General features: G+C 58.2%; 21 protein-coding genes and 1 other RNA gene. 9 read left to right on the forward strand and 13 right to left on the reverse strand.

Annotation, left to right across the window (positions count from 1 at the left end; genetic code table 11):
* Nucleotides 1–84: 84 nt before the first annotated feature.
* The 3 genes from QWU00_RS06030 to thyX form a co-directional block, all read right to left on the reverse strand.
* Entirely contained in the window at nucleotides 85–282 is a 198-nt protein-coding gene (locus QWU00_RS06030; RefSeq protein ID WP_150395541.1) for an AAA family ATPase, read from the reverse strand.
* 142 nt (nucleotides 283–424) lie between these two features.
* Complete coding sequence (locus QWU00_RS06035) at nucleotides 425–736, reverse strand: hypothetical protein (protein WP_035380137.1); 312 nt, start codon at nucleotides 734–736, stop codon at nucleotides 425–427.
* A 5-nt stretch (nucleotides 737–741) separates the two neighbouring features.
* Nucleotides 742–1650 (reverse strand): FAD-dependent thymidylate synthase, encoded by a 909-nt coding sequence (thyX, locus tag QWU00_RS06040; RefSeq protein ID WP_035380138.1) that lies wholly within the window; start codon nucleotides 1648–1650, stop codon nucleotides 742–744.
* Nucleotides 1651–1917: 267 nt separating this feature from the next.
* Between thyX and QWU00_RS06045 the strand changes: the two genes are divergently transcribed.
* From QWU00_RS06045 to QWU00_RS06065, 5 genes are all read left to right on the forward strand, one after another.
* A complete protein-coding gene (locus QWU00_RS06045; RefSeq protein WP_197056318.1) occupies nucleotides 1918–2622 on the forward strand; it encodes an HPP family protein in 705 nt (234 codons plus the stop codon).
* 98 nt (nucleotides 2623–2720) lie between these two features.
* Nucleotides 2721–3054: a transfer-messenger RNA gene (gene ssrA, locus QWU00_RS06050) on the forward strand.
* A gap of 184 nt (nucleotides 3055–3238) precedes the next feature.
* Nucleotides 3239–3790: an SspB family protein gene (locus QWU00_RS06055; RefSeq protein ID WP_035380140.1), complete on the forward strand. Its 552-nt coding sequence runs from the start codon at nucleotides 3239–3241 to the stop codon at nucleotides 3788–3790.
* A gap of 43 nt (nucleotides 3791–3833) precedes the next feature.
* Nucleotides 3834–5492 carry a fumarate hydratase gene (locus QWU00_RS06060; RefSeq protein ID WP_035380293.1) on the forward strand — a complete coding sequence of 553 codons (1659 nt, stop codon included), beginning with the start codon at nucleotides 3834–3836 and terminating at the stop codon, nucleotides 5490–5492.
* Nucleotides 5493–5550: 58 nt separating this feature from the next.
* Nucleotides 5551–5943 (forward strand): VOC family protein, encoded by a 393-nt coding sequence (locus tag QWU00_RS06065; protein WP_006558909.1) that lies wholly within the window; start codon nucleotides 5551–5553, stop codon nucleotides 5941–5943.
* A gap of 132 nt (nucleotides 5944–6075) precedes the next feature.
* On the opposite strand, the gene QWU00_RS06070 is transcribed toward QWU00_RS06065, so the two are convergent.
* The 3 genes from QWU00_RS06070 to alr form a co-directional block, all read right to left on the reverse strand.
* The gene (locus QWU00_RS06070; protein WP_222941903.1) at nucleotides 6076–7776 is read right to left on the reverse strand and encodes a glucoamylase family protein; all 1701 of its coding nucleotides are present in this window, start codon (nucleotides 7774–7776) and stop codon (nucleotides 6076–6078) included.
* Between the two features lie 113 nt (nucleotides 7777–7889).
* Nucleotides 7890–9146: a D-amino acid dehydrogenase gene (locus tag QWU00_RS06075; protein WP_035380144.1), complete on the reverse strand. Its 1257-nt coding sequence runs from the start codon at nucleotides 9144–9146 to the stop codon at nucleotides 7890–7892.
* A gap of 41 nt (nucleotides 9147–9187) precedes the next feature.
* Entirely contained in the window at nucleotides 9188–10321 is a 1134-nt protein-coding gene (alr, locus tag QWU00_RS06080; RefSeq protein ID WP_035380146.1) for an alanine racemase, read from the reverse strand.
* 138 nt (nucleotides 10322–10459) lie between these two features.
* On the opposite strand from alr, the gene QWU00_RS06085 reads away from it, so the two are divergent.
* On the forward strand, nucleotides 10460–10912 hold the full coding sequence (locus tag QWU00_RS06085; protein WP_006558905.1) for an Lrp/AsnC family transcriptional regulator: 453 nt from the start codon (nucleotides 10460–10462) through the stop codon (nucleotides 10910–10912).
* A gap of 24 nt (nucleotides 10913–10936) precedes the next feature.
* On the opposite strand, the gene rbfA is transcribed toward QWU00_RS06085, so the two are convergent.
* The 5 genes from rbfA to rimP are packed head-to-tail and all read right to left on the reverse strand — an operon-like array spanning nucleotide 10937 to nucleotide 16932.
* Nucleotides 10937–11419, reverse strand: a complete 483-nt coding sequence (gene rbfA, locus QWU00_RS06090; protein ID WP_035380149.1) for a 30S ribosome-binding factor RbfA — start codon at nucleotides 11417–11419, stop codon at nucleotides 10937–10939.
* Nucleotides 11416–14100, reverse strand: a complete 2685-nt coding sequence (gene infB / locus QWU00_RS06095; RefSeq protein ID WP_006558903.1) for a translation initiation factor IF-2 — start codon at nucleotides 14098–14100, stop codon at nucleotides 11416–11418. The genes rbfA and infB overlap by 4 nt, the downstream gene beginning before the upstream one ends.
* Nucleotides 14097–14753, reverse strand: a complete 657-nt coding sequence (locus QWU00_RS06100; protein WP_006558902.1) for an RNA-binding protein — start codon at nucleotides 14751–14753, stop codon at nucleotides 14097–14099. The genes infB and QWU00_RS06100 overlap by 4 nt, the downstream gene beginning before the upstream one ends.
* A gap of 34 nt (nucleotides 14754–14787) precedes the next feature.
* Nucleotides 14788–16314: a transcription termination factor NusA gene (gene nusA / locus QWU00_RS06105; RefSeq protein ID WP_035380151.1), complete on the reverse strand. Its 1527-nt coding sequence runs from the start codon at nucleotides 16312–16314 to the stop codon at nucleotides 14788–14790.
* 30 nt (nucleotides 16315–16344) lie between these two features.
* A complete protein-coding gene (rimP, locus tag QWU00_RS06110; RefSeq protein WP_006558900.1) occupies nucleotides 16345–16932 on the reverse strand; it encodes a ribosome maturation factor RimP in 588 nt (195 codons plus the stop codon).
* Nucleotides 16933–17158: 226 nt separating this feature from the next.
* Between rimP and QWU00_RS06115 the strand changes: the two genes are divergently transcribed.
* From QWU00_RS06115 to QWU00_RS06125, 3 genes are read left to right on the forward strand one after another with little or no spacing between them, the layout of a single operon-like run.
* Nucleotides 17159–17755: a hypothetical protein gene (locus tag QWU00_RS06115; protein ID WP_052051347.1), complete on the forward strand. Its 597-nt coding sequence runs from the start codon at nucleotides 17159–17161 to the stop codon at nucleotides 17753–17755.
* Nucleotides 17752–19035 carry an AAA family ATPase gene (locus QWU00_RS06120; protein WP_035380153.1) on the forward strand — a complete coding sequence of 428 codons (1284 nt, stop codon included), beginning with the start codon at nucleotides 17752–17754 and terminating at the stop codon, nucleotides 19033–19035. The genes QWU00_RS06115 and QWU00_RS06120 overlap by 4 nt, the downstream gene beginning before the upstream one ends.
* A gap of 17 nt (nucleotides 19036–19052) precedes the next feature.
* A complete protein-coding gene (locus QWU00_RS06125) occupies nucleotides 19053–20063 on the forward strand; it encodes a hypothetical protein (RefSeq protein WP_231551680.1) in 1011 nt (336 codons plus the stop codon).
* A gap of 512 nt (nucleotides 20064–20575) precedes the next feature.
* Here the strand turns inward: QWU00_RS06125 and QWU00_RS06130 are convergent.
* Entirely contained in the window at nucleotides 20576–21481 is a 906-nt protein-coding gene (locus QWU00_RS06130) for a LysR family transcriptional regulator (protein ID WP_035380156.1), read from the reverse strand.
* 468 nt (nucleotides 21482–21949) lie between these two features.
* On the reverse strand, nucleotides 21950–23467 hold the full coding sequence (locus QWU00_RS06135) for an ABC transporter substrate-binding protein/permease (protein ID WP_052051366.1): 1518 nt from the start codon (nucleotides 23465–23467) through the stop codon (nucleotides 21950–21952).

Raw genomic sequence — 23467 nt, forward strand, 5'->3', positions numbered from 1 at the left:
AAGCCCTCAGGGGCCTTGTGAAATTCACTGAGAACCTGAAAATGTTCGTCTACTGAAAAGAACGCTCCATTAAGCCGAAAGGCGTCAAATGCAGCAGGATCGCGCCCGGATAGGCCAGACAAAAGGGGAATGGGCCGCGATAACAAACTGCGCGTCACCCCGTTTGTCCGCTTCCCGCACGCTTTGGAGACATTCGATCTGACGCACCGGGGAAAGCGCTGCCTCCGGCTCATCAAACAGATAGACACCCCCGCCAGAAAGCCTGTTGCGAAACAGCGCCATATAGCCTTCACCATGAGAGCGCTGTGATCCAGGCACGCTGCCAAAATAGGATAAAAATCCGGGTTCTTCTTTAAGAAAATTATGCTTTCAAACGTAAATGAAGGAAGCGCAGACTAATCTGCATGCCTTTTGAAGCTGCCCTTTAATGCAGACAGAGGGCTTTGTGGCTTTCCGGCCCTCCGGTCTCACAAATATGCAGATGTTGGGGCTTTGCGTTCTTGGGAGCCGTAAGAAACAGCGCCAGCCAGATGCCAACCAGCACAACAGCCGCCACCACAAACGGCGTAAAACGCGGCAGACGGAAGCTGGAGGGGGGCGCAGGCAGATGCTCGCCCTGCTGCCTTTCCAGCCCCTCCAGAAACACGGCGTCCAGATCAGAGTCCGGCACAGAAGAAGGCACTGGGGCAGGCACTGGGGCAACCGGCTTATTGTTCTGCTGCACACCCTGCCCCATTGTTCTCAGCCTTTCAGGCTGGCCATCATTTCATCCCACTCGCGCTTGCTCAGGCCGGAGCCTTCGCGCTCAACGCTTTCACCAGCCAGCATCCGGCGCACCACCTTCATCATGCTGGCGGAGAATGTCACCGCGCCACGGCGATACTCTTCAAAGGCGGTAGCAGTCTGCGGCACCCACGCATGCAGCACTCTCAGCATCACTTCCGCATAGGCGCGGATTTCGTACTGCGCGTGCGGGTCAAGCCGCAGGGCAAGGAAGTGCATCAGGTTATGCAGATCAATCTTCCAGTACCATTGCGTGTAGGTGTTCAGCGTCAGGTTGATACGGGCCAGTTCACGCGCCAGACCGTAGCCTTCGTCCGTATTCAGCATTTTTTCATAATTGCTGTAGGTGCGCATGGCGTCATTGCGCAAAATATCCAGCACCTCCGCCGCGGCCTCGCCTTCCAGCACGGCCCCACGGCCCTGCCGGTTGATTTCGCTCTGCGCCGCCATGTGTTCAGGCGCGGGCAAATAGAACTCACTGTCCAGAATGGAATAGCGGGCAGAATATTCGTTCACGCTGGCCATACGGTGGCGAATCCACTGCCGGGCAATGAAGATGGGCAGTTTGACGTGAAACTTGATCTCACACATCTCAAACGGTGAGGAATGGCGGTGCCGCATCAGGTAACGGATCAGCCCGGCATCTTCAGAAACCTTGCGGGTGCCCCGGCCGTAGGAAACGCGTGCTGCCTGCACAATGGCGGAATCGTCCCCCATGTAATCAATCACGCGCAGGAATCCGTGGTCCAGAACCTCCTGCGGTTCATACAGCATGGCCTCCAGCGCGGGCACGGTTGGCCGGCGGGTGGGGGTGGTTTCTTTGGCGTGCGCGGCGATTTCCGCCCGCTGGGCATCGGTCAGTGACATGCTGTTCCCCGGAACTGTTTGGAGGCATCGCATACACTACAGAAGCGGGAAACAGAACCCAATCCCTTCATAGGCCCTCCGTCGGGCGCGTCAGCCACCGCGAGGTGAGCGGCCTTTCTCCCGCTACCAGCCCCGTATTTCAGCACTCTTCATTGGACACACCTGAGCAGACGTGTCAGAAAAAATCCTGCCCCCAGAAAGTAATTTTGAAACCGTTACAAAAAAACCCTTCAACTTCTCTCCGCCCTTCCGGCAGATCTCTCCTCCATGAAGAAACATGTCTCTTTCCTGCCCTCCGGCATGACTCTGATCCGGCCAAAGCCCTCACCCGTGTTGATCGGGCTTGGAGGCGTGTGCGGAATCCTGATCAGCATGCTGGTGACAGGATGCGTCACCCCGGCCTCCCTACCCGCTCTTGTTGCGCCCATAGGGGCGTCTTCCGTTCTGGTGTTCGCCTTGCCTGCCAGCCCACTGGCCTCCCCAAGGGCCGTGATCGGCGGCAACATGATCTCCGCCATGGTTGGGGTGCTGGTCAGTCTGGTGGTCAGTAATCCCATGCCAGCGGCAGGGCTGGCCGTGGGGCTTGCTATTCTGGTCATGAGTCTGACCCGCACCCTCCACCCACCCGGCGGCGCGGCGGCGCTTACCTCCGTGCTCATGCATCCCTCTTCTGCCGGGCTTGGGGCCGCCTTCCTGTTTCCCATTGTTCCGGTTGGCCTGAACTCAGTTTTGCTCGTGGGGGTGGGGGTCGCCTTTCACCACCTGACAGGACACACCTATCCTCATCAGGCTCTTGCTGCCCCACCCCAGAAAACAGGCGTGCAGCGGGAGGATATTCTGGCGGCCCTGAGCAAAACAGACGAAACATTTGATATTGAAGTGGACGATCTGGAACGCCTGCTGGTTCTGGCCGAAAGCCACGCACACCAACGGCAGGCACAACCGCCCCGGCCCGCTGCCGCCGCACAATAACCCGCTCCAGCGTCATGCCGCAGTGGCCACCTGCAGGCGCGGCCCGAGTCTTCCACCAGACCCAGCTACACCACTGGCATCACACCACCCGCAGCGTGCCTCTTGCAAAAAGCCCGTGTGCTCCTTATGTTCAGCAGTGCAGGAGGGGCTTGCCCCTTGGCTATGGCGATAAACGGAACGTGGAATAAGCGTAGTGGACCCGGGGGCAGTACCCGGCGTCTCCACCATAAAAATCCGGCCTTTGCGGGCATGGACAGATGGGGACGAAACAGGCTCGACACGCGTGGTAAAGACCTTCCTTTTGCCCGGCATTGTACCACCGTTATCGGGCTAAACTTACAAGTGCCAACGATAACTCAGAGGTGCTCGCTGTTGCTGCATAAGCGATAAGCGCGGTTCGGGAGGGCACCGGGCAACAGAAGCCCTCCCACTTTTTTCTCCTCATCGCTGTTTATTTTTACGCTCTCAGGCGTTTTGCATTTTGCATGGCTGCCTGCCGTGGCAGAGAATCATGCGCCACTGCCTTGCGCTCGCCACACCTTTCCCGCATGGCTGACGGCAGAGTGATCAAAAGGACGCCGGAGCCCCCATACCGGCGCAGAACAGGAGAGCCGCCATGACTGATGACCACGATAACACACCGGAAAACGGCGCTTTTCCCCCTGAAAGCCTGCTGCCTTATGAACGCTGGCTGGAAGACGCCTATCGGGGTGTGATGTTGAGTGCGCTCGAATATGTGAGCCGTGAAGGGCTTGCAGGCGAGCACCATTTCTATCTGACTTTCCGGACTGACTTCCCCGGCGTGGACATTCCGGCCCGTCTCCGCGCCCAGTATCCGCATGAGATGACCATAGTGCTGCAACACCAGTTCTGGGACCTGAAGGTAGATCGCCCGGCAGGCATTGTGTCTGTCGGTCTGTCCTTTGGCGGCATTGGCAGCACGCTGGTCATTCCCGTGCGCGCCTTTACCGGCTTTGCTGATCCTTCCATCCATCTCAGCCTGCATTTCATGGCAGAAGAACCGGATGAAGCCGAAACCACGGACACGCCCGTGGTGGATGCAAACGCCGCGGACCAGCAGGAAGCCAGCGGAACAGCAGAAAGTGATTCATCTCCGCAGGTGGTGAGCCTTGACGCTTTTCGCAAGAAAGGGCCATCACCCGCCTGATGGCCCCGGCAGAGGGGCCAAGGCCACGGAGATCACGCACACCATGAATAGCCAGCCCCCCCGCCCGCCTGTGCCTGCCTTTGCTTACTCCCCCATCTTTCCGTTGGGGGAAGACACCACCACCTATCGCAAGGTGGATATCAAGGGGGGTGTCAGCACCTCTCACTGTGGTGGCAAGACCGTTCTGCACATCACACCCGAAGCGCTGACAGAATTCACGGCGCAGGCGTTCCATGAAGTGGCCCACTACCTGCGGCCCAAACATCTGGAACAGCTCTCCAGCATCCTCAAAGACCCTGAAGCCTCGGACAATGACCGCTTTGTGGCGCTTGATCTGCTGAAGAACGCCTGCATTGCCGCAGGGGGTGTGCTGCCCATGTGTCAGGATACCGGCACCGCCATTGTCTTCGGCAAGAAAGGCCAGCGTGTGTGGGTTGAGGGCGATGAGGAAGTCGCGTTCTCCAAGGGGGTGTATGAAACTTACACCCGCACCAATCTGCGCTATTCACAGATGGCGCCTCTGTCCATGTTCGAAGAAAAGAACACTGGCACCAACCTGCCCGTGCAGTGCGATATCTTCGCCAGCCCCGCCACGCATCATGATGAACAGTTTGATCTGATGTTTGTGGCCAAGGGCGGCGGCTCCGCCAACAAGACCTTCCTGTTTCAGGAAACCCGCGCCCTGCTGGGGTCTGAACAGAAGCTGCTGGACTGGCTGGACACCAAGATCAAAACGCTGGGCACCTCCGCCTGCCCGCCTTACCATCTGGCTATCGTGATTGGCGGCATGTCTGCCGAGCAGACGCTGAAAACCGTCAAGCTGGCTTCCACCCACTGGTATGACAGCCTGCCCACCAGCGGCAGCCCCACCGGCCATGCCTTCCGGGATGTGGAAATGGAACAGAAAATTCTGGGCCTTACCCGCAAGCTGGGCATTGGCGCGCAGTTTGGCGGCAAGTATTTCTGCCACGATGTGCGGGTGATCCGCCTGCCGCGCCATGGAGCCTCCCTGCCAGTTGGCATGGGCGTTTCCTGCTCTGCTGACCGCCAGATCAAGGCCCGCATCACGGCGGATGGCTTTTTTCTGGAACAGCTTGAGCATGACCCTGCCCGCTTCCTGCCTGAAACAACGGACGAGCATCTGGGTGGAGATGCCATCAAGATCAACCTCAACCGCCCCATGGATGAGATCCGCAAGGAACTCTCGCAATATCCTGTCAAAACCCGTCTGGCGCTGACCGGCACCGTGGTTGTGGCGCGCGATATTGCCCACGCCAAGTTCAAGGAACGGCTGGACCGGGGGGAAGGTCTACCGCAATACCTGAAAGACCACCCCGTTTATTACGCAGGCCCTGCCAAAACACCCACCGGCATGGCCACTGGCTCCTTTGGCCCGACAACGGCCGGGCGTATGGATTCGTATGTGGCGGAACTTCAGGCCAATGGCGGCTCCTTTGTCATGCTGGCCAAGGGCAACCGCTCCAAAGCCGTGAAGGACGCCTGCCAGAAATATGGCGGCTTCTATCTGGGCTCCGTTGGCGGCCCCGCAGCCCGGCTGGCGCAGGACTGCATCCGCAAGGTGGAAGTGCTTGAGTATCCCGAACTGGGCATGGAAGCTGTGTGGAAAATTGAGGTCGAGGACTTCCCGGCGTTTATTGTTATCGACGATAAGGGCAATGACTTCTACGCTGAGTTAAGCTGAGCCATTCAGCCGCCCGCCTTACGGGAAGGCGGGCCAGCCAGAGGAGCCCTGCCGTTTCATGCGCTTTACCGTTGACCGGATGGACCATGCTGTCCTGACTGTAAGAGACCTCGAAATTTCAGCATCCTGGTACCAACGGGTATTAGGGATGGAGCGGGAGGAATACGGGCGCAACAACCGCACGGCCCTGCGTTTTGGTGGCCAGAAGCTCAACCTGCGCCCACAGGGCACCGAGGGATGGGAAACCGCCGTCCACGCGCTGCCGGGAGGGAATGACCTATGCTTTGTCACAGCCGTCACCAGTGACGATGTGGTCGAACATCTGGAGAAATGTGGCGTGAGCATTGTGGAAGGCCCCGTGGCGCGCCTAGGGGCACTTGGGCCGATCACATCCGTTTATTGTCATGATCCAGACCAGAACCTGATTGAAATTGCCTCCTATCAGGGCTGATCAAAAAAGCGCCGTTCAGTCTGATCTGAACGGCGCTTTTTATATGAGAGACAGTAAACACATCTGAGGAAGCAACGCAGGGATAGCCCCCTGCCCTGTCTCGTCCCTTGCCTCGCTTAGGCCCGATCTGCCTTACCCGGCCTGATTGGTCCGCACGGCACTTTTCTGCTCGACTGGTGCGGTATCAGACGCAGAAGACGTGCCAAGCCAGCCACCCCGGAATCCGGCACGCAGCAATCCCTGCCGAATAACCGGATTGCTTTTCATCACGTTCCACACAAACCCACTGCGGCGGTTTTCCAGCATCAGCAGAATGGGCCCCTGATCAATGCCCAGATAAGCGGTGTCAGACCAGAAAGGCGTATTGCCTTTGTGGTAGCTGGGGTTGAACGCATCCACAAAGCCGTAGCGGCCATAAATGTGGCTACCATATCGCTTTTTCATTTCCCGCAGGGCAGGCACCGCAATTTCCGGCGCAAAGGCAACAGACCCACCTGCCGCCGTGGGGGCAATGGTGCCGTCATCCTGCGTGTAATCCCGCCCGGCCCCACGCGCGGAATAGGAGAAGAAGTGGCGCGTCTGCCCGTTGACGGTTTCCGTCACTTCACCGGGGCCGTCACTTGCTGTCAGCCCCCATACATCCGGCCCGTAATCCTGCCACTTGCCGGGGTTGGCCATGGCATAGGACCGCTGCGCATAGGCCGCACGACGGCTGTTTTCAAAATAATCTATGCCTTTTTCACGGTTCCAGTCATCCTGAATGCCCCGGAAATCAATCCAGGAATGGGTGTACTGGTGCCCGAAAAGCGGTGCGAAATTCAGCAGCGTCTGCCCGCTATATTCCCCCCAGCGTTTGTCATTGGTGGCCAGCCACGCCTGCCAGGATGCCGGCTGCAACGGGTGCATGACAGACCCCAGCGCCAGCACATAGGCCATCATGCCTTCACTGTAGCCTTCCCAATAATTGGGCAGGAACTGATGCTCCGGCGACCACCCCATGCTCAGGCGCTGATCGGGCCGGCGCATCCACGGCCAATCCACATTCTGGAAAAGCCTATTGGCCAATGTGCGGATTTCACGCTCCTGCGGCGTATCCTGCGTGTAATAGCTTTCTGTAAACAGCACACCCTGCATCAGCAACGCGGTATCAATGCTGGAGAGCTCGATATCCTTGTTGAAGCGCAGGCCGGTTTTATGATCCAGAAAATGATAGAAAAATCCGTGGTAGCCAGAGGCATCGTCCGCACTGGCGTTCTGCGGCAGGCGAGAAAGATAACGCAGGGTATTCAACGTACGCGTAATGGCCTGAGCCCGCGTAATATAGCCACGTTCCGCGCCAATGCCGTAAGCCGTAAGTCCAAACCCGATGGACGCCACGCTGGCCTGTGTCTGATCAGACGGATAACGGTCAGGCACCAGCCCGGTTTGCGGGTCTCCGGACTCCCAGAACCATTGGAAGGTGCGGTGTTCCAGATCTTCCAGCAGCGCCTGATCTGCCGCATTGGGCTTGAACGGAGCCGCTGCCGTTGAAACAGTCTTTTGGGAAACAGCCGGAGAAGAAATACTGGCCTCGGCAGCGTGCGTCACGGTAGGGGCCAGCCCCCCACCGGCAGCCGCAAAAAGCCCGACGCCAAGAGAAAGAACAACCCGAAAACCAACACCCGGACGCGCACCCTGCCGCCTTTTCCGGCGCAGAGAACCCTGCCCTGAAAACCGCTTATCCACCATATCGACTGTAGCCCACCCCTTATTTCCCAATGCCGGAACACCACGCTTTTCCGGCAGACGCAGGTAAGGAACCACCCAAAACAGGCATATCCATGTCACTGCCATGACAGTAACAGGACACAGTTTTGAAAAAACCACGATATGCGAATAAGAGACTTTAAAGTTTTGTTAAAGAAACGATAGAAATGCCGCCCTCCCAAAAGAAGGCGGAGCGAATTTTACTGACCGTAACGGAAGACGTTCAGATCTTCATAAGCTATATCAGGCTTCTTTCCAGACATGATATCGGCCAGAACCCGGCCTGAACCACAGGCCATGGTCCAGCCCAACGTGCCATGCCCCGTGTTCAGGAACAGGTTTTCATATCCTGTGCGGCCAATAATGGGTGTGCCGTCCGGCGTCATGGGTCGCAGGCCGGTCCAGAACGTGGCGCCCGGCACATCACAGCAGTTGGCAAACAGGTCCGTCACGGAATGTTCCAGTGTCTCCCGGCGCGGTGCACGCAGGCGGCGGCTGAACCCAGCCAGTTCCGCCGTGCCCCCCACCCGCACGCGGTCTCCCAGACGGGTAATGCCGATCTTGAACGTTTCATCCATGATGGTGGAAACCGGCGCACGGGCTGCATCCGTAATGGCAGCCGTCAGGGAATATCCCTTCACCGGATAGATGGGCAGATCGAGCCCAAGCGGACGGACCACTCCCGGCGAGAAACTGCCCAGAGACAACACATAGGAATCGGCCGTCAGCACGCCGCCACTGGTTTCCACACCAGTAATGCGCCCACCATCTGCCAGAATCTGCTTGATCTTGGTGTTGTACAGAAAGGTTACGCCCGCTTTTGCAGCCATGCTGGCCAGTGTCTGCGTGAACTTGAACGCATCACCCGTTTCATCACCCGGCAGACGCAGACCACCCACAATTTTATGCGCGGCATCGGCAAGGCCGGGTTCAGCCTTCACACAGGCATCACGGTCCAGCACCTCATAGGGCACCTGGTATTGTTTGAGCACTGCAATATCCAGTGCCGCGCCATCAAGCTGCTTCTGGGTGCGGAACACCTGCAAGGTGCCCTGTTGCCGGTCATCATAGGTAATGCCGGTTTCCTTGCGCAGGTCCCCCAGCACATCACGGCTGTATTCTGCCAGCCGCACCATACGGCCCTTGTTCCGGTCATACGCAGGGGTGGTGCAGTTTTCCAGCATCTGCCACAGCCATTTCCACAAATGCGGGTCCGGCAGAGGCCAGAACACAAACGGACGATGCGCCATCATAAGCCAGCGTATGGATTTAAACGGCACACCCGGCCCGGCCCACGGGGCGGAATAACCGGGCGACACCTGGCCTGCATTGGCAAAGCTGGTTTCCATCCCGGCTTCAGGCTGACGGTCCACAACGGTTACTTCATGCCCGGCCTGCGCCAGATACCATGCGGAGGTCACCCCAACCACGCCACCGCCCAGAACAAGAACTTTCATAATGCGTCGCCCTTAATGTGTTCAGAAAATATCTGATGTTTTCACGCGTGATGCTGGTAAACGCGGTGATACCGCCGCCCCAGAGACGTTAGAACCTCATAGCCGATGGTCCCTTCCGCAGCGGCAACATCATCCACGCCATATTGTGCATTCAGCAGATCCACCAGTGCATCAGCCGCCAGTTCCGCCTCGGGAATGGCAGAGACATCCACCGTCATGGAATCCATGGAAATCCGGCCCAGAATGGGCAATTTCTGCCCCTTGAACCACGCACAGCCCGTGCTGGCGCCCTGACGGGCAAAACCATCCGCATAGCCTGTGGCAAGGGTCGCCACCCGGCATGGCCCCTCGGCCTGCCATGTCAGCCCGTATCCCACCCTGTCTCCTTTTGAGAGCGTGCGGGTTTGCAGCACGCGCGCCTGCAAACGCACCACCTGCTTCAGGGGATTGGGGCCAGAGGCATTGGGGGCCACGCCATAAAGTGCTGCACCGGGGCGCACCAGATCCTGATGATACGCGGCACCCAGAAAAATACCGGATGACGCCGCGAGGCTGAGCGGTGCCGGAGGCAACAGGGCGGCATACTGTTTCAACCGCTCCAACTGCTGGGCATTAGCCGGGTTCTCCAGCGTATCCGCACAGGCCAGATGGCTCATGATCAGGCTGAGAGATATCCCTTTCAACAGAGCAGGGTTTTCAAAAAGCTGCTGAACATCGCTTGCAGAAAGCCCGAAACGGGACATGCCTGTGTCCAACTGCAAGACAGCATCAAGCGCCTTGCCCTTCCGCTCAGCCAGTGCACGTAACTGCGCAATCTGTTCCATGCTGTTGAGCACGGGCCGCAGCCCGCTTTCCACACATTCCGCCAAAGCGTCCGGCCGGGCCCCGTGCAGAACGGTAATCCGCGCGTGTGGCGAAAGGGAGGGCCTCAGAGCCAGCCCTTCATCCACATGCGCAACAAAAAACTCTTTTGCGCCAGCCTTTTGCAAAGTAGGCGCCACATGCGCCGCACCAAGCCCATAGGCATCTGCTTTGACCACCGCAGCACACACTGCACCGGCAGTGCGCTGAACAAGCTGGCGATAATTGTCCACTATGGCTCCCAGATCCACCGTCAACACGGCACCTGCCCGGGTAGCAGCCCAGTCAGCACGCGGAAGAGAACAGGAAGACATGGTGCCAGAACTCCACACTGTTTCGATATGACAATTTTAGCAAAGAGTGTGTGGCATATCTTGCCGTTTTGTCGCATAAAATTCTGACAAAGATGATTTTTATCGCATAACATGCGGCAATAGACAGGAAGTAGATACATGATCTTCGACCGCATGACAGACGCCATTCTGCGCCACCTGCAACATGATGGACGGCTGAGCAATGCGGATCTGGCCCAGCGCGTGGGTCTTTCGCCTTCAGCGTGCCTGCGCCGGGTTAAACTTCTGGAAAAAAACGGAATTATTCAGGGCTATCGCGCCATTATTGATCGCAATGCCACACGCACCATGGCGACGGTGATTGTACAGATCACACTGGAGCGCCAGACAGAAGACTGCCTGCGCCGCTTTGAAAGCCGTGTGCGGGATTGCCCCGATGTAAAGGAATGTTACCTGATGACAGGTGATGCGGACTATCTGCTGCGCGTGGAAGCGCAGGATATGTCAGATTACGAACGCATCCATAAAGAAGAACTATCCCGCATGCCGGGTGTTGTGCGGATTCAAAGCAATTTTGCTATCCGCCCCGTTGTGCAGACATGGAAGAACTAGGAAAGCCCCAAAAGGTGGCCTTTCTCAGTTCTCCGAATCGTCTTTCTTGTCTGCGTCCGGTTCGTCTTCTTCATCCAGATCACGCTTCACATCTGGAGATTTCAGCAGACTATCCATATGCATGGCGTAATCCAGCGTTGTATCTGGCTGGAAATGCAATTCCGGCGCTACACGCAGCCGCAGCTTATGCGACATCTGGGTACGCAACCATGGGGCTACCCGCTTGAGCGCAGGCAGCAGCGCATCAATATCGCTCCGGCCCAGACGCGCCACAAACACGGTGGCATGTTTGAAATCCGGAGAAAGACGCACTTCCGTCACCGTAACCGTGGCGTCTGCCAGATCAGGATCACGAAAAGTGGTCCGCGCAAAAAGTTCAGCCAGCACACGACGAACTTCTTCGCCCACCCGTAACTGGCGTTGAGACGGCCCTAAAGGAGAAAGACCGGCGAGATACCCCGCCGGTCCTTTCATTCCAGGCCTGTCTGATCCGTTCCGACGGCTCATGCAGGCACCAACTCACTTTCAAAACATTCGACCACATCGCCTTCGCGCAGGTCATTGTATCCAGCAAAGGAGAGACCGCACTCATAACCACGGGCCACTTCCTTGACATCGTCCTTGAAGCGCTTGAGCTGGCTGAGGTCACCTTCATGGATAACCACACCATCACGCAGCAGACGCACGCCACAACCGCGTTTGACAACGCCTTCCGTAACGTAACAGCCAGCCACCTTGCCCACTTTGGTAATTTCGAAAACCTTGCGGATTTCGGCATACCCAAGGAACTTTTCGCGATGCTTGGGCGCAATCTTGCCACGCACCAGCTGCTCCACATCATCAGCTACCTGATAGATGATGGAGTAGTAGCGAATTTCCACACCTTCGCGCTGGGCGAGGGTACGGGCCTGCGCTGTGGCACGCACGTTAAAGGCAATGATAACGGCATCAGACGCCTTGGCGAACTGCACATCACTTTCCGTGATCTGCCCCACTGTTGCATTGAGCACACGCACTGCAACTTCTTCATGCGCCAGCTTGAGCACTGTGGTCTGGATAGCCTCGGCAGATCCCTGAACGTCCGCCTTGATGAGAACCGCCACTTCCTTCTGCTCACCCGCCTGAATACGGGCCAGCATCTGGTCCAGCGTGCCGCGAGCAGCAACCTGACCTGCAACCTGATGCTCCTTCAGCTTACGCTGACGGAATTCAGAAATTTCGCGGGCGCGGTTTTCGTTCTCGACCACAACAAACGGAGCACCTGCAGAAGGAACGCCTGTCAGGCCAAGAATTTCAACCGGCATGGACGGCGTTGCATCCGCAACCTGACGGCCACGGTCATCAACCAGCGCACGCACACGGCCCCATTCCGCACCAGCGACAACAATGTCACCCTTATGCAGGGTGCCCTTCTGCACCAGCACGGACGCCACGGACCCACGGCCACGGTCCAGACGGCTTTCGATCACCGCACCTTCTGCCGTCCGGTTCGGATTGGCTTTCAGGTCCAGAATTTCGGCCTGTAGAAGAATGGCTTCTTCCAGCTTGTCCAGTCCTTCACGCTTCAGCGCAGAGACTTCAACGTCCTGCACGTCACCGCTCATGGATTCCACAACAATCTCGTGGCTCAGCAGTTCCTGACGCACGCGGTCAGGGTTGGCACCGGGCTTGTCGATCTTGTTGATGGCCACAATGATCGGCGCATTGGCAGCCTTGGCGTGTTTGATGGCCTCAATGGTCTGAGGCATCACACCATCATCAGCCGCCACAACCAGCACCACCACGTCCGTAATGGAGGCACCACGGGCACGCATGGCGGTAAACGCCTCATGTCCGGGCGTATCCAGGAACGTGATCTTGGCACCGGATGCCAGCGTCACCTGATAGGCACCGATATGCTGGGTAATACCCCCGGCTTCACCTGCCGCAACGTCTGTGGTGCGCAGGGCATCCAGCAGAGAGGTCTTACCATGGTCAACATGGCCCATGATGGTCACAACCGGCGGACGCGGCTGCAGATCTTCCGGTGCGTCCTCAATGCCTTCAATGCCCAGCTCAACGTCACTTTCAGACACACGGCGCACACGGTGGCCGAATTCTTCAACGATCAGTTCAGCTGTATCGGCATCAATGGTCTGGGTCACCGTTGCCATGACGCCGTTTTTCATCAGCGCCTTGATCACTTCACCCTGACGGGCGGCCATACGGTTGGCCAGTTCCTGAACCGTGATGGTTTCAGGCAGCACAACATCACGCACCACCCGGACCTGATCGGCACGGAGACGTTCCAGTTCAGCCTGACGGCGTTCACGTTCACGCTGACGACGCACAGAAGCGAGTGAACGCGTCTTGTCGTCATCCCCTTCAATCGCGGCCTGAATATCAATCCGGCCTGCGCGGCGACCGCTGTCACCCTTACGGGCACCACCGGGGCTCTTGCGCGGAGGCGCACTGCCACCCGGACGACGTGCAGGGCTGCCACGGCGGGGCTGATCATCATCCCCTTCCGCACCACGACCACGCAGACGCAGGGTCTGGGCAGCAGCCGCAGCACCATCAGCCGCAGCGGCGGGCGCTGCCTGCGGACGCGGAGCAGCAGGCTTGAGCGGCTTGGCCGGCATGATAGCCCGCTCAGCCAGAGGCTTCAGGCGCCCAACAGGCGGAGCCAGCGTGACTTCACCCGGAATGGGCACAGCAGAAACCACCGGCCCTTTGGCTTCAATCGGCTTGATGGAGTCGATGCGTGCCTTGCGTTCCGCTTCCTCAGCTTCAGCCTTGGCTACAGCTTCTTCTTCAGCGGCACGCTTTTCATCTTCTTCACGACGGCGGGCTTCTTCAGCGGCGGAAAGAATCTGGATCTTTTCCTGCTCGCGCCGTTCAGCCTCACGCCGTTCGGCTTCTTCAGCCGCTTTCTTCTGTTCCTGCAACACGCGCTGGCGCATTGCCAGCTCGGCAGCCGTCAGGGTACGGCCACCTCCTGCACGACCGCCCGCACCACGGCCACCAGCTCCGCCTGCAGCGCCGGGGCCACGCTTCTTGCGCACCTCAACCTGCACGACCTTGGAGCGGCCATGGCTGAAACTCTGCCGCACGGACCCGGCATCAACCGTCCGTCCGACTTCCGAACGACCCGCCGGCCGAAGGGACAAACGTCCCTTACCCTGATCCTGATCCTTGCCTTCGCTCATTGACCCGCCTGTTCACACCCATCCGCCGGAAAGGTCCGGCGAACCCGGGAGCCACCTTGGGCAACCCCCGAAAAACGCTCATTCTCACAACACAGACGGGAGGCAAGACCTCCGTGCGCCAATGCTGCGTTTACAACCCGCTCACGCCCGAAAACCCTTGCAAGGTCTTCAGCCGAAAGCGCCTCAATCACAGGTAAGTTCCTGGCACCCGACAGGAGCCGATCCAGTTCATCCCTGCTTCCATCAGATGCATGAATGATCACTGCGGCCTCACGCCGCATCACCCACTCCCGCACCTTCATGAAACCACTGGTAGACTGCCCGGCACGCCGGGCCAGCCCCAGAAGTTCCACCATGCGCCGACGCAGACCGGCCTCAACCTGAACAGCCAGATCTTCGGGCACCGTTACCTGCCGCCGTGCCGCCCGCGCAAACACGCCGCGCTTGCGGGCCTGTTCTATCACATCCCGCTGGGCGCTCAACCATATTCCCCGTCCGGGCAGTCGCGCGTCCAGGTCAGGCACAACAACAGATGAGGGTGATACCACAAAACGCAACATCAAGGCTGGTTTTTCCTGCTGCCGTGTTACTGCACAGCGCCGCAGGGGGCCTTTTTCGTCTTCATCCGCTTCGGGCAAAAAATCACCACTCATTGTTTGTCAGGCTTTTCAGCAGCCAGACCCGTTCTTACTCCTGCTCGGCGCTTTTGCCGTCTTCCTCGTCAAACCAGTGAGCACGCGCCGCCATGATGATTTCATTGGCAGCATCTTCCTCAATAGCGTCAGTACCGAGAATTTCGACAAGCTCATCACCAGCCAGATCAGCAAGGTCGTCCAGAGTTTTTACACCCTTTTCACCCAGTGTCACAAGCATCTGGTTGGTAAACACGCCCATATCGGCAATGTCATCAGACACACCGAGCTCGCGCCGCTTGGTATCCAGGTTTTCTTCCTGTTTCACCAGATAGGCTTCGGCGCGCTGCACCAGTTCACTTACCACCGATTCGTCAAAACCTTCAATGCCAATCAGTTCATCCGGGTCGGCATAGGCCAGTTCTTCAATGGTATGGAAGCCTTCCGTCACCAGAAGACCGGCAATCACATCATCAACATCCAGCGCTTCAACAAACAGGTTGGTGCGGCGACGGAATTCTTCCTGGCGGCGTTCGGATTCTTCAGCTTCGGTCAGGATATCAATATCCCAACGCGTCAACTGGCTGGCCAGACGCACGTTCTGCCCACGGCGGCCAATGGCCAGCGAAAGCTGCTCGTCCGGCACCACCACTTCAACGCGGCCCGCTTCTTCATCCATCACCACTTTGGAGACTTCAGCCGGCGCCAGTGCGTTCACCACAAAGGTCGCGGCCTGCGGGCTCCACGGAATGATATCAATCTTTTCGCCCTGCAGTTCGGCCACAACCGCCTGCACGCGAGACCCACGCATACCCACGCAGGCGCCAACCGGATCAATGGACGCATCACGGGAGATCACGGCCATCTTTGCACGGGAACCCGGGTCACGCGCCACAGCCTTGATCTCAATGATACCATCATAGATTTCAGGCACTTCCTGCGCGAACAGCTTGGCCAGGAAGGCCGGATGCGTGCGGGAGAGGAAGATCTGCGGGCCACGGGGTTCATCACGCACATCATAGATGTAGGCGCGCACGCGGTCGGAGTTGCGGAAGGATTCACGCGGAATCAGCTCATCCCGGCGCAGCAGCGCCTCGGCAGAGCCGATTTCCACCATCAGGTTGCCGTATTCGGTCCGTTTGACAGTGCCGTTGACGATCTCGCCTACGCGGTCCTTGAATTCGTTATACTGGCGCTTGCGCTCATATTCCCGCACGCGCTGGACAATCACCTGCTTGGCGGTCTGGGCGGCAATACGGCCAAAATCGATAGGCGGCAGCGGATCAACCAGATATTCGCCAGCCTTGATTTCCGGCTGGAACTTGCGGGCAATGGCCAGCGGAATCTGGGTTTCCTCGTTCTCTACCTGCTCGACAACTTCCGTCCAGCGGGAGAGACGCACTTCACCCGTCCGGCGATCAATGGTCGCGCGGATATCTTTCTCATGCCCGTATTTGGCACGTCCGGCCTTCTGGATAGCCTGCTCCATGGCTTCCAGCACTTCTTCGCGTTCGATTCCCTTCTCGCGCGAAACAGCATCTGCAACCAGCAGCAGTTCAGGACGGGAAACAGAGGTATCCATACTCTCAGCTCTCCAAAGCAGGCGACGTGATCAGTGTAACTTGCGCCCGGCCGGTTTTTCTTCCCCGGCCTTGCTCTTTTCATTCTCGCCCTCATCATCGGCAGGGCGCGCCATCTGCGCACTCGCCTCAATCAGGGCATCCGTCAATACCAGTTTTGCCCGGCGGATTTCCGCCAGCGGCAAACGGGCCTCAGTTCCATCATCCAGCCGGAGTCGGCCGGTTTCTGCATCCGCCCCCAGGACAACACCGGAAAACCGGCGCCGACCATCAACCGGAACCAGAACTTCCACCTTGGCCTGATGGCCGGTGAAGCGGTTCCAGTCCTTGGCGCGCGTCAACGGACGATCAATTCCGGCGGAGGACACCTCAAGCGTCCAGGCACCGGGAATAGGATCTTCCACATCCAGCACAGCGCCCACGGCATGGCTGATGCGCTCACAATCTTCCACATTGATGAGCGAGCCATCCTTGCGGTCCGCCATGATCTGCACTGTCGGGCTTTCACGCCCCAGCACCGCCACGCGAACAATCTCATAGCCAAGATCATCCAGCGTTGGCGCCACAAGGGCGACAAGGCGGGCTTCCAGACCGGAATGGATGGGCAGATCAGCGTCCAATGCAAAAAAGGCGGCCCGTCAAGGCCACCCCCCAAAATTCTGATAAAATGAAAGGATGATGTTTCATGTAGGGGATACCAGACCATGCTGCAAGAGTTGAAACCCCTGTTGCCCTTCTTTTCCCACCCCCCATAAAAAAGAAATTAGTCGTGCGGGGCTCTTTTCGGGGCTTTCCTGCGTTTTCAGAACTTGCACACTCCCACCCGGATATGTCTGATTACATTTCATGAACGATCTGCCTGACCCCGTGTATAAAGCGCAGCCGGAGAAAGAGGAGAAACCCTCCCATTTCCGCACCGTGCTTGTCGCTCTGGCAACCTGCACCCTGCTGGCCGGTGCCGGGGTCCATTTCATGGGCTCGGGCAACAACACCTCCACCACTCCGGCAGCAGCAGGAAGCGGAGATAACCAGAGTGCGGATGCATCACAGCAGCGCACAGGCATTCAGCTTTCCCTGATTGCCCCCGACAAGGCAGCCGAAGCCCTTGCCTCCTCCGGCTATTCTGAAAAAGAACAGGCTGACATTCTGGCAGGTGTGAAGCGGCGCGATCTGCGTCTGGTTGCCATGCCCATTTTTGATGCCACAGGCACGGGGGGCACTGTGTCTGTCATATCAGGCACCACGCACCGTACCGTTGCCCTGCAAACAAACCCCACCGTATTGATTCTCCCCATTACGGTTGCCGGAAATGTTGATATCCTTCCCGTGTCTGATCCGGGCATAGTAGGAATAGGAAGCGGCGTGATAACCATGTTCGGCCCACAGGTTCTACCTGTTATGCATCAGGGTGACTCTCTTGGCCTGACGGTGATTGCCCAATGAAAGGCCTGCTACCAGCCCTTAACCGGCTGATGCCGCTGATGATGGTGATTTTTCTGGTGCTGGCCAGCATCCAGATGGCCATCAGCCTGCACCTTTCACTGGCCTCGCTCACCCATTTCATGGAATGGTGTGCACCGGCATGGCCCATAATTGCCGCAGTCAGCGGCTTGTTGACCATAGGCGGGCTGCTGTTCGAAACACGCGCCGAGCGGCTTGCACGCAAAGGCTTATTACGCCGACGGGGGTGGATGATGGACGTTCTTGCCAGACTGACCAACCGCAACGCGCTTGAAGAAATGCTGGCGCGGGAACAGCGGGAAACAACAATTGATGCCGAGGAACTGGCCGCCAACCTGCGCGCCCGCGTGATTGGCCAGGATCAGGTATGTGAAGATATTGCCGTGCAGTTGCGCCGCAGGCTGGCCCTGCAGGTTCGCGGCAAGCCGGTTGGTATCTTCCTGCTGGCGGGCCCACCCGGCACCGGTAAAACCTATCTTGCCAAACAGATGGCCCGCCAGCTTGAACGCCCTCTGCTGCATTTTGATATGACGCAGATGAGCAGCCCGCACGCGGCCACCCAGCTTTTTGGCTCCCCCAAAGGGTATGTGGGTTCTGATACCTACGGCAAGCTGACCGGCGGCCTGAAGGAAAAGCCCGATGCCGTGGTGCTGCTGGATGAAATTGAAAAAGCCCACCCGGACGTATTCAAGAAATTCCTGACCGCGTGGAATGATGGTCATATTACCGAGGCCTCCACCGGGCAGCAGATTTCCACCGTTCGCGCCATTTTTGTGCTGACATCCAACATCGCAACCGATGCACTGACGGAAATTGCGGATCGCCTGCATGATGATCCGGACCGGATGCGCGCCGAGTCGGTTGAAGCACTGCGTCAGGCTGGTTTTGCCCCGGAAGTGCTCAACCGTCTGGACCGTATCTTTGTATTCCGTGCGCTGAAGGGGCTGGATATTGCCCGCGTTTCCGCGCTGGAAATCGAAACCATGATCGAAAGCTACGGGCTGAAGGTGGAAACCGGCGGTATCGATGCGTCCCTGCTGATGGATGTGATGCGCCGCCAGAGCCGTATGGGCGATGCCGCATCGGCCCGCGATCTTGTGCGTTCCATTGAAGACATGATCAGCGAATCGCTGATTGTGGCGCGCCAGCAGGGTGCCTCCATGATTCGCATCTCCCGCGATGAGGACGGCACCGTGACAGCCAAAATAGCCGACAATAACGGTGACAACAGTGAGAGCATGCACGCTCGCCTGACCCCATAAGCGTACGGGGCCTGCCAGTGGGTAGGCCCAAGTTTTTCACACCTGATACCGTCTGGACCGAGCATTACGGCATGTCCGCTTTTACCCGCCTTTGGCAACGTGCCCCCCTGTGGCGCACGGTTCTGATTTCCACCGGTGCATGCGGCATTTTTTCTGTGCTGTTTCCCGCCCCTTGGCTGACGACCCGCCTGCCCTACTACCAGACGGTAACGGACAAGGTTGGCCACATGCTTGGCCGAAGCTCCGCCGCGCAGACCAACAATGCCGAAGGGGAAGGACGCCGCATGGTTTCCCAACCTCCGCTGGATGCGCAGTTTGAAGGCGTGATCCCTTTTGCCGGGCGTCAATTACCCCTCCCGGCTGGCAAATGGCACCCTGTTCTAAACTATCAGGATGATGTTTCGCATGGGGAGATTCTGACCTCCATTTTCGTACGGTCAGAACGCGGCGTGGTCACGGGCTTCATCATCGCGCAGGCCACCACACAATCCCTCCCCTCCTCTGATACCCAGATGTTGCAGGATATGTGCCATAGCGGCTTCAACTTTACGGTTGGAGACCTGCCGCAAGATGGCACCCACACGGAATGCTGGCTGACATCACCCATACGGGTGGTGAACAACCTGTTCCTCACTTCCAATCAGGCCTTGCAGGGCCTGCTGAGCAGCCCGCTGTTCATTCCGCCCGCGTTGCAGCGGCTTGGCATGATGGGCTTTGACCTTCCCCCCATTCTGGTGGATGCGGGATGGACCCATATTGAGAAAAGCAAATCTGGCACCGGGGTCGATTTTGCGACCATCCACACGCTGCTCAGCCCGGCGGAAGCAGGGCAACGTGCCGTGCCGGGTGCTCCGGAAGACTGGTCCCGCGCAGGCATGAACAATTCCCCCATGGTGGCGGACTTTGTGAAACGCAGCGATACGTGGCTGAAAAACTGGCTGCCTTACCTGCGCAAAGGGTACAACAGCACCCTGGAAGGCGGCCCACTCCCCGCTGCCGCAGCCACAGACCCCGGTTTCCACGGTTAAAACCTGCGTTCTTACCGTGTAACCTGACGCAGAGGCAGGTTGCAGGGAAGAACGTTTCTCTCCGCGAAATCGAAGCCTCGGTCATGAAGAGGAGAGGCCCTGAGGTGGGAGGAGCGGCCTCCTAGCGTCTGCTCTCCTCTGCGTCACGGAAGAAATTCCGCAACGGGAGAGGGCATCTCCCGCCCCTCCGACGCCCCCGCACCAAAAACGCATTACTGTCGTTGGGCGCAAAATGCCCCACTCTTACGCAAGCAGACAGTCAGAAGACACTTTTGGTACCTTCACGACCTCGCGCCAAAAAGCTGGCGAGGATTTTGTGAGACAGAGACGCTGCTTGAAGAGGAGTCCGAAGGTCTGAGCCGCGAGGAATTAGTGACGCAGGAAAGCAGGGATATGAAGGCTACAGGCGAGATGCCCCACTGATGGAAGAGCGCAGGACAAAACCCCACGCTTTTCGGCACCAACAAAAGGTGCGGCAAATTACCCCACCAGATTTTTCAAGCCCTCTCTCTTCAGGGTTTAGGCGTTTCCCTCAGGACATCGGAGGAAACCTCAATCAGGAAATCGAGCACCGTACGCGTCCGCAGTGGCAGGGTACGCGGGCCCGTATGCACTGCATAGAATGGCAGAGAGGGAATGTTCCAATCTGCAAACAGGCGTACCAATTTACCCTCTTCTACGGCTTCCCGCACCAGGAACTCTGGCAGCAGGCCAATGCCGATGCTGGCGGAAACAGCGTAGAAAACGGCCTCACTACTGTTGGCCCGGAACACCGTTGAGGGCGCAATAACGCTTTCTTCTTCTTCCCGGTAAAAATGCCAGTCATTCCGGCCACCGCCATAGTTGTAAACAATGGCAGGATATTCTGGCAGGTCACGCGGATGTTCTGGGGTGCCGCACCGTTTCAGGCAGTCTGGAGAAACAACCAGCCATTTGCGCACCACGCCCAGCTTGCGGGCAATCAGGGAGCCTTCGGCAATTTCCCCTACGCGCACGGCCAGATCCAGCCCTTCTTCCACCAGATCTCCAAACGAGTCGCGCATCACGATCTCGACTGAAAGATCAGGATGACGCTCCAGCAACTCCCCCAGTCGTCTGGTCAGATAGAGGCCAAACGCCGTGGTCACCCCCAACCGCACCAAACCGGAGACAGATGCACGCCGTCGCCCCAGAACGGTTTCAGCCGTTTCCAGAATTTCCAGAACTTCATAGGCATGGGGCAGAAGGCTGCGGCCGTCTTCTGTCATCATCAGGCTGCGCGTGGTGCGGGCAAACAGCGTGGTGCCGTAATGCGCTTCCAGCAAGGCGATATGCCGTGAAATAGTGGGCTGACTGACACCTGTCTCACGCGAGACAGCCGAAAAAGAGCCTGTGGCCGCCACGCGGACAAAGCTGTGAAGAGCAGAAAGAAGGTCCATCAGGTTCCGGAACACATGTGCTGAGACGCTGAAACGCCCTGCCCTGCCTTTTCAGCAGACCGCTTGGTACGGTTCCGGGCACCGCACCGCACAGACCACCGTCAGACCCGGCTAGAGTATAGCTGTAATCATACGACTATCGTATTTATATCTGACTCATACTTATTTTATACACAATTGACGGGAGCACTCTTCCGCCATGCCTCAGGCGCATTTGATGTGCCAACGCCTTGCTGCTTCCGGCCCCACAAGAGGGCCGTTGCCAAGTCTGGTAGGCCGGGCGGGCGGGATTTTTGACAGCAACATGCACCGTTTTTTGCCGCCCGCAGGCCCCAGCACCGTGCCCTTGGTCTTGGTCTTGGTCTTGGTCTTGGTCTTGGTCTTGGTAGCTGGAAGCCCTGCTGTTCAATCTCACAACTGCCTTGCCAGCCTCACGCGCTGATCTTTCACACCTTCTTGGCGGTAGCCTTAGCGGCGGCGTGTGTGAGGCTGCGCCAGTTTCTTTTCCGCCATCCGGGCCAAACGCACGAACGGCAGCCCCAGCAGCAGATAAGCCCCCCCCACCATCAGACCCGTGCCAAAATAGTCAAAATAGGTGGAAGACAGGCGAATATAGGTCTGGGTGAGTTCTGTGAGCGTAATCACGCTGACCAGCGATGAGTCTTTCAGCAGAGAAATGAAATCATTGGTCATGACGGGCATCACCAGCCGGAACGCCTGTGGCACAACCACAAACCGCAACGCCTGAATATGCGTCATGTTCAGGGCCAGCGCGGCTTCCATCTGGCCACGCGCCACGGATTGCAGTCCCGCGCGATAGTTCTCGGCCTCATAGGCTGCGTAGTTAAGCCCCAGCCCCATCACCCCGGCCAGAAACGGTCCAAGATTGATACCAAACTGCGGCAGGCCATAGAAAATGAACAGAATCTGGATCAGCAGCGGCGTGCCACGGACTATTTCCACATACAGCCCGGCGAGAGACGCCATCCACGGTGCGCCATACAAACGCAGCAGAGCCAGTGACAACCCAAGAGCCACTGCCAACACCATGGCACACAAGGAAACGGCAAGGGTAAGAACAGCCCCTTTGGCCAGCAGAGGCAGAAACCCGACATAACGCCGCAACCGTTCCGTCCAGCCAGCGCCGCCCTGTTGCGCCGCAACATAGGACTGCCACTCGGTAGGGGCGATATCAGGTGTGGAAAAATCCTGCGTGAACTGCGCCATTTCAGGCGTCCACAAATTCCAGCGTGCCAGAATGGTGTGCAGGCTGCCATCCTTGAGCATGGCGGCCAGAGCCGTGTTGACCTGTTCCCGCAGCGCCGCGTTCTGGCCTTTGGCAAAAGCAATGCCGTAAGCCACGCGCCCAATGGGTTCGCCCGTTATCTGCAAGGCGGGATTGGTTGCGCCGTAATACTGGGCAATGGGGCCATCAATCAGGATGGCCTCTGTGCGGCCATTCACAAGATCCATGAACACATTGGTTTCTTCATCATAGGTGCGCACCTGCACTTTGGGATGCCCGGCCAGAATCCGCTCTGCCTGCGTGGCCTTGATGGTACCCACCACGTGCCCATCCAGATCCTCCAGCCGGGAGAATTGCGGGCCATTCCTGCGCACCACAATCCGCTCAGATGTCACGTAATAGGGGGTGCTGAAATCTATGCCTTCCGCATGCTCCGGTGTGATCTCGATCCCGCAGATCACCATGGCGTACAGGCCGCGTTGCAGGCCGGGAATCAGGCCATCCCAGTCATTCTGAACGAACGCCAGATCCCGGCCCATATGGCGGCCCAGTTCCTGCATCAGTTCATATTCATACCCCGTAAGGCGTGACTGATCTTTCAGGTCATGAAAAGTGTAGGGCACATCCGCCGAGGCATCAGCCGCCCACCGCAAAGGTTCGGCCGCAAACCCCGCCTTTGGCGCGGACAGACCAAAAGCCGCTACCAACGCCAACACTGCAAGAAGCCCAGACCGAACCAT

This window comes from Acetobacter tropicalis, assembly GCF_030644465.1.
Lineage (GTDB): Bacteria > Pseudomonadota > Alphaproteobacteria > Acetobacterales > Acetobacteraceae > Acetobacter > Acetobacter tropicalis.

Coding starts and splice junctions, on each gene's coding strand:
- QWU00_RS06030 (WP_150395541.1), bottom strand. CDS start 282: ATGGCGCTGTTTCGCAACAGGCTTTCTGGCGGGGGTGTCTATCTGTTT.
- QWU00_RS06035 (WP_035380137.1), bottom strand. CDS start 736: ATGGGGCAGGGTGTGCAGCAGAACAATAAGCCGGTTGCCCCAGTGCCT.
- thyX (WP_035380138.1), bottom strand. CDS start 1,650: ATGTCACTGACCGATGCCCAGCGGGCGGAAATCGCCGCGCACGCCAAA.
- QWU00_RS06045 (WP_197056318.1), top strand. CDS start 1,918: ATGAAGAAACATGTCTCTTTCCTGCCCTCCGGCATGACTCTGATCCGG.
- QWU00_RS06055 (WP_035380140.1), top strand. CDS start 3,239: ATGACTGATGACCACGATAACACACCGGAAAACGGCGCTTTTCCCCCT.
- QWU00_RS06060 (WP_035380293.1), top strand. CDS start 3,834: ATGAATAGCCAGCCCCCCCGCCCGCCTGTGCCTGCCTTTGCTTACTCC.
- QWU00_RS06065 (WP_006558909.1), top strand. CDS start 5,551: ATGCGCTTTACCGTTGACCGGATGGACCATGCTGTCCTGACTGTAAGA.
- QWU00_RS06070 (WP_222941903.1), bottom strand. CDS start 7,776: ATGGCAGTGACATGGATATGCCTGTTTTGGGTGGTTCCTTACCTGCGT.
- QWU00_RS06075 (WP_035380144.1), bottom strand. CDS start 9,146: ATGAAAGTTCTTGTTCTGGGCGGTGGCGTGGTTGGGGTGACCTCCGCA.
- alr (WP_035380146.1), bottom strand. CDS start 10,321: ATGTCTTCCTGTTCTCTTCCGCGTGCTGACTGGGCTGCTACCCGGGCA.
- QWU00_RS06085 (WP_006558905.1), top strand. CDS start 10,460: ATGATCTTCGACCGCATGACAGACGCCATTCTGCGCCACCTGCAACAT.
- rbfA (WP_035380149.1), bottom strand. CDS start 11,419: ATGAGCCGTCGGAACGGATCAGACAGGCCTGGAATGAAAGGACCGGCG.
- infB (WP_006558903.1), bottom strand. CDS start 14,100: ATGAGCGAAGGCAAGGATCAGGATCAGGGTAAGGGACGTTTGTCCCTT.
- QWU00_RS06100 (WP_006558902.1), bottom strand. CDS start 14,753: ATGAGTGGTGATTTTTTGCCCGAAGCGGATGAAGACGAAAAAGGCCCC.
- nusA (WP_035380151.1), bottom strand. CDS start 16,314: ATGGATACCTCTGTTTCCCGTCCTGAACTGCTGCTGGTTGCAGATGCT.
- QWU00_RS06115 (WP_052051347.1), top strand. CDS start 17,159: ATGAACGATCTGCCTGACCCCGTGTATAAAGCGCAGCCGGAGAAAGAG.
- QWU00_RS06120 (WP_035380153.1), top strand. CDS start 17,752: ATGAAAGGCCTGCTACCAGCCCTTAACCGGCTGATGCCGCTGATGATG.
- QWU00_RS06130 (WP_035380156.1), bottom strand. CDS start 21,481: ATGGACCTTCTTTCTGCTCTTCACAGCTTTGTCCGCGTGGCGGCCACA.
- QWU00_RS06135 (WP_052051366.1), bottom strand. CDS start 23,467: ATGGTTCGGTCTGGGCTTCTTGCAGTGTTGGCGTTGGTAGCGGCTTTT.